The 13,776-nt window shown below is 65.6% G+C and carries 12 protein-coding genes; 6 read left to right on the forward strand and 6 right to left on the reverse strand.

Going from position 1 to position 13,776, the window contains the following annotated elements; translation table 11 throughout:
- Positions 1 to 228 precede the first annotated feature (228 nt).
- From glyA to serC, 5 genes are all read right to left on the reverse strand, one after another.
- Positions 229 to 1,494 (reverse strand): serine hydroxymethyltransferase, encoded by a 1,266-nt coding sequence (gene glyA / locus B2S33_RS20145; protein WP_027915429.1) that lies wholly within the window; start codon positions 1,492 to 1,494, stop codon positions 229 to 231.
- Positions 1,495 to 1,517: 23 nt separating this feature from the next.
- Entirely contained in the window at positions 1,518 to 2,699 is a 1,182-nt protein-coding gene (locus tag B2S33_RS20150; RefSeq protein ID WP_288650970.1) for an aspartate aminotransferase family protein, read from the reverse strand.
- A gap of 23 nt (positions 2,700 to 2,722) precedes the next feature.
- On the reverse strand, positions 2,723 to 3,565 hold the full coding sequence (locus B2S33_RS20155) for a YggS family pyridoxal phosphate-dependent enzyme (protein ID WP_132578576.1): 843 nt from the start codon (positions 3,563 to 3,565) through the stop codon (positions 2,723 to 2,725).
- Positions 3,565 to 4,812: a benzoate/H(+) symporter BenE family transporter gene (locus B2S33_RS20160; RefSeq protein ID WP_125922772.1), complete on the reverse strand. Its 1,248-nt coding sequence runs from the start codon at positions 4,810 to 4,812 to the stop codon at positions 3,565 to 3,567. The genes B2S33_RS20155 and B2S33_RS20160 overlap by 1 nt, the downstream gene beginning before the upstream one ends.
- A gap of 119 nt (positions 4,813 to 4,931) precedes the next feature.
- Complete coding sequence (gene serC / locus B2S33_RS20165; protein WP_196110431.1) at positions 4,932 to 6,014, reverse strand: 3-phosphoserine/phosphohydroxythreonine transaminase; 1,083 nt, start codon at positions 6,012 to 6,014, stop codon at positions 4,932 to 4,934.
- A gap of 131 nt (positions 6,015 to 6,145) precedes the next feature.
- Here serC and B2S33_RS20170 point away from each other — a divergent pair, with 131 nt between their 5' ends.
- A complete protein-coding gene (locus tag B2S33_RS20170) occupies positions 6,146 to 7,642 on the forward strand; it encodes a PLP-dependent aminotransferase family protein (protein WP_023533154.1) in 1,497 nt (498 codons plus the stop codon).
- A gap of 9 nt (positions 7,643 to 7,651) precedes the next feature.
- Here B2S33_RS20170 and B2S33_RS20175 read toward each other — a convergent pair whose 3' ends face one another.
- Positions 7,652 to 8,950, reverse strand: a complete 1,299-nt coding sequence (locus B2S33_RS20175) for a serine hydroxymethyltransferase (protein ID WP_288650972.1) — start codon at positions 8,948 to 8,950, stop codon at positions 7,652 to 7,654.
- Positions 8,951 to 9,207: 257 nt separating this feature from the next.
- Here B2S33_RS20175 and B2S33_RS20180 point away from each other — a divergent pair, with 257 nt between their 5' ends.
- From B2S33_RS20180 to B2S33_RS20200, 5 genes are all read left to right on the forward strand, one after another.
- Positions 9,208 to 10,422, forward strand: coding sequence for an MFS transporter (locus B2S33_RS20180; protein WP_028687091.1), 1,215 nt, complete (start codon positions 9,208 to 9,210; stop codon positions 10,420 to 10,422).
- A gap of 123 nt (positions 10,423 to 10,545) precedes the next feature.
- The gene (locus B2S33_RS20185; protein ID WP_028687092.1) at positions 10,546 to 11,508 is read left to right on the forward strand and encodes a diiron oxygenase; all 963 of its coding nucleotides are present in this window, start codon (positions 10,546 to 10,548) and stop codon (positions 11,506 to 11,508) included.
- Positions 11,505 to 12,566, forward strand: coding sequence for an iron-sulfur cluster-binding domain-containing protein (locus tag B2S33_RS20190; protein ID WP_288650974.1), 1,062 nt, complete (start codon positions 11,505 to 11,507; stop codon positions 12,564 to 12,566). The genes B2S33_RS20185 and B2S33_RS20190 overlap by 4 nt, the downstream gene beginning before the upstream one ends.
- 36 nt (positions 12,567 to 12,602) lie before the next feature.
- Complete coding sequence (locus B2S33_RS20195; RefSeq protein WP_104925822.1) at positions 12,603 to 13,298, forward strand: glutamine amidotransferase; 696 nt, start codon at positions 12,603 to 12,605, stop codon at positions 13,296 to 13,298.
- 57 nt (positions 13,299 to 13,355) lie between these two features.
- Complete coding sequence (locus B2S33_RS20200) at positions 13,356 to 13,724, forward strand: antibiotic biosynthesis monooxygenase family protein (RefSeq protein WP_027915438.1); 369 nt, start codon at positions 13,356 to 13,358, stop codon at positions 13,722 to 13,724.
- Positions 13,725 to 13,776: the final 52 nt, after the last annotated feature.

The following is a 13,776-nucleotide window of genomic DNA, read 5'->3' on the forward strand; positions in this document are numbered from 1 at the left end:
CAAGACAGTTGCTCCCACAGTAGATCCCGGTAGCTTTCGAATAAGCAAATCCCTGTGGGAGCGGCCTTGTGCCGCGATGGGCCGCACAGCGGCCCAGGCGGTGTTCATCCCGGACTCGACGGCACAGCAAACCCAGCAACAAAAAAGGGCTGCCAGGCAGCCCTTTCACACAGGTCAAAAAACCTGCCTCAAACACCCCGACACCGCCGGTGCCAGGCCCCCATCCTCTCAACCATAAACCGGATAACGACGGCACAGCGCAACCACCTGCTCACGCACATGGTGCCCCACCTCGTCACTGCGCCCGGTTTCCAGGGCATCGAGCACATCACACAGCCACCCCGCCACCTGCTCGCACGCCTCTACATCGAACCCTCGCGTGGTCACCGCCGGTGTACCGATGCGCAGCCCCGAGGTCACGAACGGCGAACGCGGGTCGTTGGGCACCGAGTTCTTGTTGGCCGTGATATAGGCGCTGCTCAAGGCCGCATCGGCTTCCTTGCCCGTGTAGGGCTTGGCCGACAGGTCGATCAGCATCATGTGGTTGTCGGTCCCGTCCGACACGATCTTGTACCCGCGCGCCTGCAACACTTTGGCCATGGCCCGGGCATTGGTCACCACCTGGGTCTGGTAACTGCGAAATGCCGGCGACAGCGCTTCCTTGAAGGCCACGGCCTTGGCCGCGATCTGGTGCATCAGTGGGCCACCCTGGACACCCGGGAATACCGCCGAGTCGAGCTTCTTGTAGAAACTTTCGTCCTGCCCCTTGGACAGGATCAGGCCGCCGCGCGGGCCGCGCAGGGTCTTGTGGGTGGTGCTGGTGACCACATGGGCGTGGGGCAGCGGGTCTGGGTATTCGCCTGCGGCAACCAGCCCGGCCACGTGGGCCATGTCCACCCAGAAGATCGCCCCGACCTTGTCGGCGATGCTGCGCATGCGTGCCCAGTCCTTGTAGCGCGAGTAGGCCGAGAAACCACCGATGAGCATCTTCGGGCGGGTCTCCAGCGCGATGCGCTCCATCTCGTCATAGTCGAGAAAGCCCGTTTCAGGGTCCAGGCCGTAGGGCACGATCTTGTAGTGGCGGCCCGAGAAGTTGGCCGGGTTGCCGTGGGTCAGGTGCCCGCCCTGGGCCAGGTTCATGCCCATCACGGTGTCGCCTGGCTGGATCAGCGCCAGGAACACCGCCGCGTTGGCCTGGGCGCCGGCGTGGGGCTGCACGTTGGCGTAGTCGCAGTTGAACAGGGCCTTGACCCGCTCGATGGCCAGGCTTTCGGCCACGTCCACGTATTCGCAACCACTGTAGTAGCGCTTGCCGGGATAGCCTTCGGCGTACTTGTTGGTGAGCACCGTGCTCTGGATCTGCATCACCAAGGGGCTTGCATAGTTTTCCGAGGCGATCAGCTCGATGTGGTCTTCCTGGCGATTCACTTCGTTGCGAATCGAGGCGTGCAGCTCTGGATCGAAGGCGTTGAGGGTCAGCGTCGAGTCGTACATGGGTTAAGCGTCCTTGTTCTGAATCAGGCTTGGGGTGACAGCAAGCGGGTGAGGCGTGCAGCGATGTCGTCGATCTGCGTCTCGGAGCAGATCAGGGGTGGCAGCAGGCGCACGGTGGTACCGCGGGTGACGGTGACCAGCAGGTGTTGCTCGTCCCGGGCCCGGTCCACCAGCTCGGCGCAGGGGCGGTTGAGCTCGATGCCGACCATCAGGCCCAGGCCGCGCACCGACACCACTTCAGGGTGCCCGCCCAGCGCCAGCTGCAAGGCCGCCAGCAAACGCTGGCCCAGCACCGCAGCGCGCTGCGGCAGCTGATCGCGCTGCATGATGTCCACCACCGTGCAGCCCACCCGGCAAGCCAGCGGGTTGCCGCCGAAGGTGGAGGCATGGTGGCCGGGGGAAAACAGCTCGGCGGCCTTGCCTCGGGCCAGGCACGCGCCGATGGGGAAGCCATTGCCCAGGGCCTTGGCCAGGGTGATGACGTCGGGCTCGATGCCGGCGTGCTGGAAACCGAACCAGGTGCCGGTACGGCCCATGCCGGTCTGCACCTCGTCGATCATCATCAGCCAGTCGTGCGCGTCGCACAGCTGGCGCAGCGCTTGCAGATAACCCGCCGATGCCGGGTGCACACCGCCCTCGCCCTGCACGGGCTCGACCAGCACGGCCACCACGTTGGGCGAATTGGCCGCCACCTGGCGCACCGCTTCGATGTCATCGTAGGGCACGCGGATGAAGCCTGGCATCAGCGGCTCGAAACCGCGGTGAACGGCCGGGTTGCCGGTGGCGGCCAGGGTTGCCAGGGTACGCCCATGGAAGCTGTTTTCCATCACCAGCACCTGAGGTTGGGCAACATTGCGGGCCGTGGCGTGCAAGCGCGCCAGCTTGAGCGCGGCCTCGTTGGCCTCGGCGCCGGAGTTGCAGAAGAACGCCCGCTCCATGCCCGAGAGCCGGCACAGGCGCTCGCCTAGCTGTTCCTGCCATGGGATACGAAACATGTTGGTGGTGTGCAGCAGCACGTCGGCCTGTTCGGCCAGGGCCGAGGCGATCTCGGGGTTGGCGTGCCCCAGGCTGGTCACGGCCACCCCGGCGATGGCATCGAGGTACTCGACCCCGTGCGAATCCCACAACAAGGCGCCCTGGCCCCGGCTGAACGCAACCGGTTGGCGGGCTGAGGTGTGCATGAGGTAAGCGGGAGCAGCAGACATTGCAGGTTTCCTGTACAGAGTGGTCAATGGCTGGTGGCCAGCGACGGAGTAGCGTCCGGGTGCGGCGCGGCATCGGCGGTGGGCCAGTAGTAGGCATCGGGCATGGCGCGGGCGCCGAAGATCGCCTGGCCGACACGCACCACCGTGGCGCCCTCCTCGATGGCCACTTCGAAATCACCCGACATGCCCATCGACAGCTCCTGCAACGACACCCCTTCAGGCGCAGTGGCGCGCAGCTGGTCGCGCAGCTCACGCAGCAACACGAAGCACGGGCGTACCCGCGCGGCGTCGGCCGAAAACAGCGCCAGGGTCATCAGGCCGCGCACACGCAGCGCCGGGAACGCGGGCAGTGCCTGTAGAAACGCCGCCACGTCATCGGGCACCAGCCCGTACTTGCTGGCCTCGCCCGAGGTGTTGACCTGGACGAACACATCCATCTGCCGCCCTTCGATGCGCAGCCGGCGGTCCAGCACCTCGGCCACGCGCAGGCTGTCCAGTGCCTGGAACTCACTGGCAAAGCGCGCCACCTGCTTGGCCTTGTTGGTCTGCAAGTGGCCGATCACCGACCACTGCAAGTCGTGCAAGTCGACCATGGCTTCCCACTTGCGCTGGGCCTCCTGCACCTTGTTCTCGCCCAGCAGGCGGCAACCGGCGGCATAGGCCAGGCGCAGGTGGGCTTCGTCGAAGGTCTTGCTGACCGGCAGCAGGCGCACTTCGGCCGGGTCTCGCCCGACCCGCTCGCAGGCCCGGGCGATGCGCTCATGCACGGCGGCCAGGTTGCGGCGAAAATCCTCGACGGTGTTGGCCTGCGGGTAGCGGCCATGGCGCGCATGCAGGGTGGTGAGGTCTTCGGCGTACTCGGTCATCAATTCGTCGCTCCTTTGGTGGGCACTGCGGCCGGTTCTGCCTGGGCGGCCTTGGCCCGGCGTGGCAGGCGACCGTTGAGCACGGCGTAGGCCACAAGGCCGATTACCAGCCCCCAGAACGCACCGCCGATGCCCAGCAGGGTGATGTTGGCCGCACAGGCCAGGAAGGTGATCAACGACGCCTCGCGTGCTTTTGCATCGAGCATGGCGTTGGCTAGGCTGCCGCCGATGGTGCCCAGCAGGGCCAGCCCCGCCAGGGTGGTGATGAAGGTGGCCGGAAAGGCCATGAACACCGCCGCCAGCGTCACCCCGAAAATACCCACCAGGATGTAGAAGATGCCGGCGGCCACACCGGCCACCCAGCGCTTGGACGGGTCTTCGGACGCTTCCTTGCCGGTGCAGATGGCGGCGGTGATGGCGGCGATGTTGAAGGCGTGGGAGCCGAACGGCGCCATCAACAGCGAGCCCAGCCCGGTGATGCCGAGGATCGGATTGGCACTGGTGCGAAACCCGTCGTTGCGCAACACCAGCATGCCGGGCATGTACTGGCCGGTCAGGGTGATCAGAAACAACGGCAGCGCCACGCTCAGCAGTGCGTTGAGCGAGAACTCGGGGCGGGTGAATACCGGCGTGGCGAATTCAAGGGACAGCCCAGCGAAATCGACCCGGCCCTGCATCACCAGGTACACCAGCCCCAGCACCAGGATGCCCACCACGGCATAGCGAGCGCTCAGGCGCTTGAATACGATGTACGCCCCGATCAGCAGCCCGACCAGCAGCGGGTCGACGCTCATGCTGGCGAAGGCGCCGATACCGAACTGCAACAGGATGCCGCCCAGCAGGCCCGCGGCTACCCCCGGCGGAATCAGGCGCACGGCTTTTTCGAAGTAGCCCGACACGCCCAGCAGCACGAAGGCCACCGCCGACACCATGTACGCCCCCACCGCCTCGGCGTAGGGCGTGGTGGCCAGGGCCACGATCAGGAACGCCGCCGCCGGCGTGGACCAGGCCGTGATGATCGGCTCGCGGCTGACCCAGCTGAGCAGCAGCCCGGTCACGCCCACGCCGATGGACACCGACCACACCCACGAGGCGGTCAGCTCGGGGCTGAGCCCTGCAACCTTGGCAGCCTGGAACACCAGAATGAAAGTGCCGCCATAGTTGACGATCACCGAAATGAGCCCGGCCACCACCGGGTGCAGCAGGTCCTGCAGGCGCAGGGGCGAGAGGGTACGAGTAGATGACATAGGTCTTGGCTCCTTGCTAGACGCTGTATCCGGCTGCGGTAGGCAGTCATTTATAGCCGCAGATTGGCTGGTTTTACCCCGACGCTTCACCGGGGCGGACCAGACCACTTTCAGTGCACTCAACCGTACCTGCGGGCGAACGCCCCCATGAACTCGCACAGGGCGGCCACCGCTTCGACGGAGATGGCGTTGTACAGGCTGGCGCGAATGCCGCCGACGCTGGCGTGGCCCTTCAGGCCATGCAGCCCGGCCGCCTCGGCCTCGCGCAGGAAGACCGCTTGAAGTGCTTCATCGGCCAGCCGGAACGGCACGTTGTTGATCGAGCGATAGGCCGGCTGCACCGGGTTGCGGTAGAAGCCGTCGCTGCCGTCGAGGGTTTCGTACAGCAGGCTGGCTTTGGTCTGGTTGCGCTGGTGCAGCACCTGCAAGCCCCCACTGCGCTTGATCCACTGCAACGTCAGGCCGGTCAGGTACCAAGGGAAGGTGGCGGGCGTGTTGAGCATCGACTGGGCATCGCTGATGCGCCCGTAGTTGAGGATGTCCGGGGTGAACCCATGGCAGCGATCCAGCAGCGCCGGGTCCATGATGACCACCGTCAGCCCGGCCACGCCCATGTTCTTCTGAGCGGCGGCATACACCAGGCCATGACGTGCGATGTCGATGGGCTTGGACAGCAGGCTCGAACAGGCATCGCACACCAGCGGCACCTCGCTGGCGGGCGCTTCGGTGAACTGCACGCCGTGCACGGTTTCGTTCTCGGTGTAGTGCAGGTAGGCCGCCTTTGGGTTCAGCTGCCAGTGCGCGACCGCCGGCACCCGGTCAAAGCCGGTGCCCTGGGCACTGGCGACCACGCGCACTTCGCCATACTGGCGCGCCGCCTCGATCGCCTTGCCCGACCACAACCCGGTGTGCAGGTAGTCCACGCTGCCGTTGTCCCCGGCCAGGTTCATGGGCACCTGGGCGAACTGCAACGAAGCGCCGCCCTGCACGAACAGCACGCGGTAATGCGCCGGCACCTCCAGCAGCTCGCGCAGGTCGGCCTCGGTCTGCTCGGCAATGGCGCGGAAGATGGGCGAGCGGTGGCTCATCTCCATGATGGACATGCCCGTGCCGGCAAAATCGTGGAACTCGTCGTACGCCTGGTTGAGCACTTCCAGGGGGACTGCGGTGGGGCCTGCGCTGAAATTGTGTGACCGTGCCATGGTGGGTGGGCTCCTGTGCGTGAACGCGCCGACGCGGTGAATACCAGGCCAGGCCTGGGTGGCGAAGGCCGGAGTCTACGGATAAACTGGCCTGCCCTTACCTGCCAGTTCATGGATGGAGAGCAGACCACATGGCGAAGACCTTCGCGCTGGACACCCTGAAGATTCGGCTCAACGACGCCGAGTTTCAGCTGCTGGACCTGCACCAGCGCATCCAGCGCGCCTTGCGTGCGTTGATCCTGGATGGCGCGCTGGGCCCGAGCCTGAAACTGCCCTCCACCCGTGCGCTGTCCAAGTCCCTGGGCTGCGCCCGCGATACCGTCGAAAACGCCTACGTGCAGCTGCACCGGGACGGTTTCATCGTGCGCCGCGGCGGCGCGGGCAGCTACGTGTGCGACACGGTGGGCGCCGAATTGCGCGGGGCCGGCCCACGCCGGCAACGGACCCAGGAGGTGCGGCGCAGCGTGGTCGCGCCCGGCGCCGAACTCAGCCAGCGCGGGCGCATGATCTTCGAGACCGGCGGCGTGCGTGACCAGCAAGTGATCAAGGCCTTCGCCACTGGCCTGCCGGAAACCCGCAGCTTCCCCACCGACGTCTGGGAGCGGCTGCAGCGTCAAGTGGTCAAGGACTACCGCGCCAGCGTCCTGCTGCACGGTGACCCGCAAGGCGCCGAACCCCTGCGCAAGGCCATCGCCACTTACCTGAACCTCGAACGCGGGGCCACGTGCACCCCCGACCAGGTGCTGGTGCTCAGCAGTACGCGTCAGGCGTTGTACCTGTGCGCGCAATTGCTGGTAGATGCCGGCAAACCCATCCTGCTGGAAAACCCCGGCTACTACGGCGCCCGCAAGGCGTTCGCCATCGCCGAAACCAAAGTGTTGCCCATCGACGTGGACGAACGGGGCATCCGCACCGACCTGCTGTTCGCCGACCGCAGCGGCGCCAATTGCGTGTACGTCACCCCCTCGCACCAGTACCCCACCGGCGCGACCCTGCCCCTGGAGCGCCGGCTGGAGCTGATCAACTGGGCCGCGCAGAAAGCCAAGTGGATCATCGAGGACGACTACGACAGCGAGTTTCACTACGACGGCCAGCCCACCGCCTGCGTGCAGGGCCTGGACCGCTACCAGCGCACCCTGTATATCGGCACCTTCAGCAAGACCCTCTACCCTGGCCTGCGCATGGGCTACATCGTGCTGCCGCCCGAACTGGTCAAGCCCTTCGCCTATGCCCGCAGCATGATGGATGGCCACACCCCGCAAACCTTGCAGCTGACCCTGGCGCGCTTCATGGAGGACGGGCACTACAACGCCCACGTGCGTGCCATGCGCAAGTTGTACGCCGGGCGCCGGGCGGTGATGCACGATGCCATCGCCAAGTACCTGAGCCCGGTGGTCACCGCCCACCTGCCGCCAGGTGGCTTGCAGATCCCCTGCCTGCTCAAGCCAGGCTGGTCCGAAGAAAAGACCATTCGCCAGGCGGCCACGGCCGGCGTGCAGCTGTCGGGCCTGAGCAGCCTGTACCTGGGCGAGCCGCAGACCCACGGCTGGCTGCTGGGGTATTCCTCGCTCACGGCCTACGAGATCGAAGCGGCCATGCTGCGCCTGGCCAACGCCCTCAAGCTTTGAGCGCCGGGTTCAGTAAGGCAGCTTGAAACGCCGGGTCAGGTCGAAGATGCCCTCGCGGATCGAGCGCTCGGTGCGGCTGTCCATGGCACCGCTGCGCACGCCCCCGAGCATGGCCAGGATCATGTCCCCGATCTCGCGGAACTCATCCTCGCCCATGCCCCGGGAGGTACAGGCCGCACTGCCCAGGCGAATGCCCGAGGTGACGCTGGACTTGACCTCGTCACCGGGCACGACGTTACGGTTCACGGTGATGCCGACCGCCTCCAGCGCACCCTCGGCGGCGTTGCCGGCAAGGCCCCAGGGGCGCAGGTCGATCACCCCCAGGTGGCAGTCCGTGCCGCCCGACACCACCAGCAAGCCACCTTCGGCCAGCCGCCCGCACAAGGCCCGGGCATTGGCCACCACCGCATGGGCGTAGGGGCCAAAACCCGGTTGCAGCGCCTCGCCCAGCGCCACCGCCTTGGCCGCGACCGTGTGCATCAGTGCAGCGCCCTGCAGGCCGGGGAACACCGCCGCGTTGATTTTGCGCGCCAGGGTTTGATCGTTGCACAGGATCATCCCTCCGCGCGGGCCGCGCAGGGTCGCGTGGGTGCTCAGCGTGGTGACGTGGGCATGGGGCACTGGCGAGGGATAGGCGCCGCCTGCGACCAGCCCGGCGACGTGGGCGATGTCGGCCATCAGATACGCCCCCACCTCGTCGGCAATGGCGCGGAAACGGGCGAAATCCAGCGCGCGTGAATACGCCGACGCCCCGGCGATGATCAGCCGTGGCCGCTCACGACGGGCAATCTGCGCCACCTGGTCCATGTCGACCAGGTGCGTCAGCGGGTGCACACCGTAGCTGACCGCCTGGAACCAACGCCCGGACACGTTGAACGCCGCGCCGTGGGACAGGTGCCCGCCCGACTTCAGGTCCAGGCCGAGGATCTTATCCTCCGGCTCCAGCAGCGCCAGGAACACCGCCTGGTTGGCCTGGTTGCCGGAGTGGGGTTGCACGTTGGCATAGCTGCAATCGAACAGCAGCCGGGCCCGCTCGATGGCCAGGTCCTCGACCACATCCACATTGCCGCAGCTGGCGTAATAACGCCGCCCCGGGTACCCCTCGGCGTACTTGTTGGTCAGCACCGACCCTTGGGCTTCGAGTACCGCGCGGCTGACCACGTTCTCGGCGGCGATCAGCTCGATGGACTGCACCTGGCGCAACCGCTCGGCATCGATGGCGGTCCACACCTCGCTGTCCACCTGCGGCAGCGCAGCGGCACTGATGCCCGGCAGCGCGTGGCCCTCTTTATAAGCGAAATGCGGCATGTGTACTCCTTGGTCTGAACGCTGGCGACAACCGCACTACCCTAGCGGCCTGCGGCGCCTGCGACCGTACCGATTACCCGCGCTGTTGCAGACCACCTGGCTTGGCCCGGCAAGCAGGCGTCTGGCCTGGGCATGCCAGAACGGGCGAAAGATGGGCCAAAGCGGTCTGGCCTATTGCCACTAATTGGACTACCCGACAAGACCAAAGCCTCATTAAGCTCTGCGCCGACTCAGCTCATGCCCCTACAGGTTTCACCATGACGATACGTATCGGCCTGTTGCCGCAAGTCGCCGCAGCGCACTTTGTCAGCCACCTGCACATCATGGTGCTGGCGGCGCTCTTTCCGCTGCTGCCTGCTTTTTTGAACGTGGATTATGTGGCGTTGGGCCTGGCCCTCAGCGTGTTCAACATCGTCACCGCGCTGGTGCAGGCCCCCATGGGGTTTGCCGTCGATCGCCATGGCGCCCGGCGCCTGCTGCTGATGGCCCTGGCCTTGGGCAGTTGCAGTTTCCTGTTGATTGCCCTGCTGCCCGGCTACACCTGCCTGCTGGTGGGCATGGCGCTGGCGGGGGTGGCCAATGCCGTCTACCACCCTGCCGACTACGCCCTGCTGTCCCGGCACATCAACCCTGCGCACATCGGCAAGGCGTTCTCGGTGCACACCTTTGCAGGTTTTCTGGGCGCGGCGGTGGCCCCGGTGTTGCTGCTGGGGGTGGCGGTAGCCAGCGGCCCGGCGATGGCCTTCGCGACCGCAGCGCTGGTGGGCTTTGCAGCACTGGCCCTGCTGTTGATACCCGGCTCGGCACTGGCCCAGGTCAGTGACGCGCCGCCCGCCCCGGCACCCAAGCCCGTGCAGGCGCAACGCGTGGCGCTGCTCTCGCCGATGATCATCAGCCTGACCCTGCTGTTCGTGCTGCTGAACCTGAGCACTGGCGCCATCGAAAAGTTTTCCGTCGCGGCCCTGATGCAGGGCCAGGGCGTGGCCTTGTACTGGGCCAACTCGGCCTTGACCGCCTTCCTGTTCGCCAGCGCATTCGGCGTGCTGGCAGGCGGTGCACTGGCCGACCGCACCCAGCGTCACGGGGTGGTGGCGGCCAGCGCTTTTGGGGTGGCGTGCATGCTGATGTTGCTGGTGGCCACGGCGGGCCTGAGCGAGCCGCTCTTGCTTGCCGTGCTGGGCCTGGCGGGCTTTTTGACCGGCGTGATCGCCCCGTCACGGGACATGCTGGTACGGGCTGCCGCCACCAAAGGGGCTGAAGGCAAGACCTTCGGCATCGTGTCCACGGGTTTCAACATCGGCGGCGCCATCGGGCCAGTCGGGTTCGGCTGGTTGCTGGACCAGGGCCACCCCAACGCGATCTTCTGGGCCAGTGCCGCCTTCATGGGCCTGACCGTCGCCCTGACATTGTTGCAGGAATGGGTAATGGCGCGGCAGCGCAAAGTCACTGCGCTGCAACTTTCATTTAAATGACCTGACGCAATAATAACGACACATTTGTACCGCAAACTTGAAGGGCGCCGCCCGCACCTGTGCGTGCCACCCAGCCGGCATAATCAAACTGAACAACGACAACCGATAGCCTGGAGTTTTAACATGGATGTTAACCATAGCGGTACCGATGATGCAGTTAAAGGCATGCTCGCCAAACTTTCAACCCTGTGGAAAACCCGCGCTGCCGTGAACCAGCCACAACCCGATTACTGGGGCCTGGCGTTCGATGCCAACAAGAACGACTTCAGCCATTCACTGCTGCCGTTTCGCAACCACCAGGCCTGGCTTGAAGCCCCCAAGGACTTGCAGTCCAAGTGCATGTCCTACGCCTGGGGCATTTATAACCTCAAGACCATTTATATTGAATGCAATGTGGTGGTGCCGGCCTGCGAAGACATTATCAAGACCCCGCCCCACAGCCATAACCGCGCACTGCTGCAAGATGTAATGTCTCAAGCCCTGCTGGATGAAGCCCTGCATACACGCATGTCGATCATGGCCTGCAACTATATCTACGACATGCGCCAACTTACCCCCCTGGACTTCAGCGCCTTCAACCTGGTGACCTGGCGCGAAGCGCTGCTGGCCAACTGCACCGCCGAATGGGAACGCCGCCTGACCCGTTTCGGCATCGCCTGCGCCAGCGAAACGCTGATCACCGACTACCTCAAGACCATGGCCGAAGACACCACCATCCAGTCGGTCTGCCACGAGGTCACCCGCACCCACGCCATGGACGAGTGGAGCCACTCCAGCGTGTTCAGCTTCGTCGCCACCGACATCGTCAACGGCCTGACCCGCAAGGAACGCCTGTACCTGCGCTCGATCATCCTGCGCACCGTGCAGATGTTCGCCAACAACGAGATGGGCGCCTGGTCGCGGGTGTTCGACATGCTGGGCTTCCCCAACGGCAACGAGATCCTGCACGACGTGGGCGACAACAACGAGATCAGCGTCTATACCGACTCCCTCGAAGCCCTGGTCAACCGCATCGGCCTGGCCGGCAATGGCCTGGAGAGCGCCGAACAGGCCGTCGAACAGCTGCGCGAGAGGGCTAGCGCATGAGTACCCCGACAGGCTTTGAAGCCGTGTGCGAGCACGTCAGCAGCGAGACCGCGCAGATCAAGGTATTTGGCCTGCGCGTACTCAACGCCTCCAGCGCCTTTCTGGCAGACCTCGTGCCCGGCCGGCATGTGGCCTTGCAGGCAACGGACCTGTCCGGCGCCCGTCAGCAACGGCTGTACTCCATTACCCGCAGGCTTGGCAACGACCAGTTCGAGCTGGCGATCAAGCGCGAAGGCCGTGGCGGGGTCTCGGACCAGTTGCACGCCACCTGCCAGCCCGGCGCGCGTTTCGACGTGCAGTTCGCCGCAGGTGACATCACCCTGGCTTCGGTCCAGGCCTGCCGCCACGTCGGCCTGCTGGCCGGCGGCATCGGCATCACCCTGCCGATCGCCCTGCTGCGCGGGCTGCACGAGCGCGCCCTGCGCGGCTTGAACGTGCCCCAGGTCAGCCTGCTGCTGTGCGTGCCGTCCATTGCCGACATCCCGTTCCTGCACGAATTGCTGCAACTGGAACTGAGCTGCCCCTGGTTCGACCTGCAGGTGTTCGTCACCCGCGAAGCGGTGCACGGCAAAGGCCACTTCAAGGCCGGCCGCCCACAAGCCCAGGACCTGCAAGCGCTGGGCAACCCGGACACCGTGGTGATCTGTGGCAGCCACGGCTTCGCCCAAGGCATGCGCGAGCACCTGCTGGCGTTGTTCCCCACCTGCCCCTTGCTGATCGAATCCTTCACCCCACCAGCCGCCTCTGCCCCGGCCACGCCAGACGATGCCCAGGCCGAAAGCCCCTTGCGCCTGCACCTTCAGCACAACGACCAAGTGCTGGAGCCCGCCGCGGGCAAGAGCCTGCTGGAGATGCTGGAAACCAGCGGCATCGCCGTACGCAGCCTGTGCCGCGCCGGCATCTGCGGCCACTGCCGACTGAAAGTCTCGGAAGGCGAGTACACCGTCGAACCCGACTTCTGCCTGACTGACCAGGACAAGCGCGACGGCCATGCCCTGGCCTGCTGCACCTTCCCCAAGGCCGGTACGATCAAGGTCGACCTCAACCCTACGGCGTAAACCGCGCCCTCACTTCTTTCATCATCGGGTTTGCACATGAAAACAGCCATCGCACTGCGCCACATCCACTTCGAAGACGTCGGCACCCTGGCCCCCGTTCTGAGTGAGGCCGGCTACAGCCTCACCTACATCGACCCCACCGTCCAAACCCTCCAGGTCGAACAGGTGATGCAAGCTGACCTGCTGATCGTGCTGGGCGGCCCCATTGGCGCCTACGACGAAAAGCCCTACCCCTTCCTCAAGGCCGAGCTCGAGCTGGTGCGCCAACGCATTGAGTCCGGCAAGCCCATGCTGGGCATCTGCCTGGGTGCACAACTGATCGCCCGCGCCATGAACGCCAAGGTCTACCCCATGGGCGTCAAGGAAATCGGCTTCTCGCCGCTTACCCTCACCGCCGAAGGCCAACAATCGCCGCTTGCCGAACTGGGCGACGTACCCGTGCTGCACTGGCATGGCGACCAGTTCGACATCCCCCAGGGCGCCGTGCTGCTGGCCAAGACCGACATCTGCGCGCACCAGGCCTTTGCCGTGGACAACCGCATCCTGGGCCTGCAATGCCACCTGGAAGCCGACCCCGCCCGCATCGAGCAGTGGCTGGTAGGCCACGCCAACGAAGTCGGCCAGACCGGCCTGGACCCCATCGCCCTGCGCTCGGCCGCCGCCGAACTCGGCGAGCGCCTGACCCAGGCCGCCGCCCGCGTGATGCGCGCCTGGCTCGCCAACCTGAAGTAACCCGCTGCACCACCACCGCATGAAAACAACAAAGTCATCAAGGATGAGGCACGCCCCATGATCGTCGTATTGTTCGAGTTGCAAGCACTGCCCGGCCAGGGCGAAACCTACGTTGACCTGGTCAACAAGCTCACCCCTCTGCTCAAGCCCATGGAAGGGTTCATCTCGGTAGAGTGCTTCCAGAGCACCCTCAACCCCAAGAAAGTGATGTCGGTGACCACCTGGCGCGATGAAGAAGCCGTGGTGCAATGGCGCAACGTCACCGCCCACCTCTCCGCCCAACGCGCCGGCCGCGACAAGATCTTCGACGACTACCGCGTGCGCGTCACCTCGGTCATCCGCGACTACGGCCTACGCGACCGCGACCAGGCGCCCTACAACGAAGTCGTAGACGGCACCCGTCCAACCGCCTGCCCAGTAGCCTAACCCCCCAGCGAGGCCGCCCCCCCTTTTTCCCCTGTGGGAGCAACTGTCTTGC

Source organism: Pseudomonas sp. UBA5568, assembly GCF_002425525.1.
Taxonomy (GTDB): Bacteria; Pseudomonadota; Gammaproteobacteria; order Pseudomonadales; family Pseudomonadaceae; genus Aquipseudomonas; species Aquipseudomonas fulva.

Coding starts and splice junctions, on each gene's coding strand:
- glyA (WP_027915429.1), bottom strand. CDS start 1,494: ATGTACGACTCGACGCTGACCCTCAACGCCTTCGATCCAGAGCTGCAC.
- B2S33_RS20150 (WP_288650970.1), bottom strand. CDS start 2,699: ATGTCTGCTGCTCCCGCTTACCTCATGCACACCTCAGCCCGCCAACCG.
- B2S33_RS20155 (WP_132578576.1), bottom strand. CDS start 3,565: ATGACCGAGTACGCCGAAGACCTCACCACCCTGCATGCGCGCCATGGC.
- B2S33_RS20160 (WP_125922772.1), bottom strand. CDS start 4,812: ATGTCATCTACTCGTACCCTCTCGCCCCTGCGCCTGCAGGACCTGCTG.
- serC (WP_196110431.1), bottom strand. CDS start 6,014: ATGGCACGGTCACACAATTTCAGCGCAGGCCCCACCGCAGTCCCCCTG.
- B2S33_RS20170 (WP_023533154.1), top strand. CDS start 6,146: ATGGCGAAGACCTTCGCGCTGGACACCCTGAAGATTCGGCTCAACGAC.
- B2S33_RS20175 (WP_288650972.1), bottom strand. CDS start 8,950: ATGCCGCATTTCGCTTATAAAGAGGGCCACGCGCTGCCGGGCATCAGT.
- B2S33_RS20180 (WP_028687091.1), top strand. CDS start 9,208: ATGACGATACGTATCGGCCTGTTGCCGCAAGTCGCCGCAGCGCACTTT.
- B2S33_RS20185 (WP_028687092.1), top strand. CDS start 10,546: ATGGATGTTAACCATAGCGGTACCGATGATGCAGTTAAAGGCATGCTC.
- B2S33_RS20190 (WP_288650974.1), top strand. CDS start 11,505: ATGAGTACCCCGACAGGCTTTGAAGCCGTGTGCGAGCACGTCAGCAGC.
- B2S33_RS20195 (WP_104925822.1), top strand. CDS start 12,603: ATGAAAACAGCCATCGCACTGCGCCACATCCACTTCGAAGACGTCGGC.
- B2S33_RS20200 (WP_027915438.1), top strand. CDS start 13,356: ATGATCGTCGTATTGTTCGAGTTGCAAGCACTGCCCGGCCAGGGCGAA.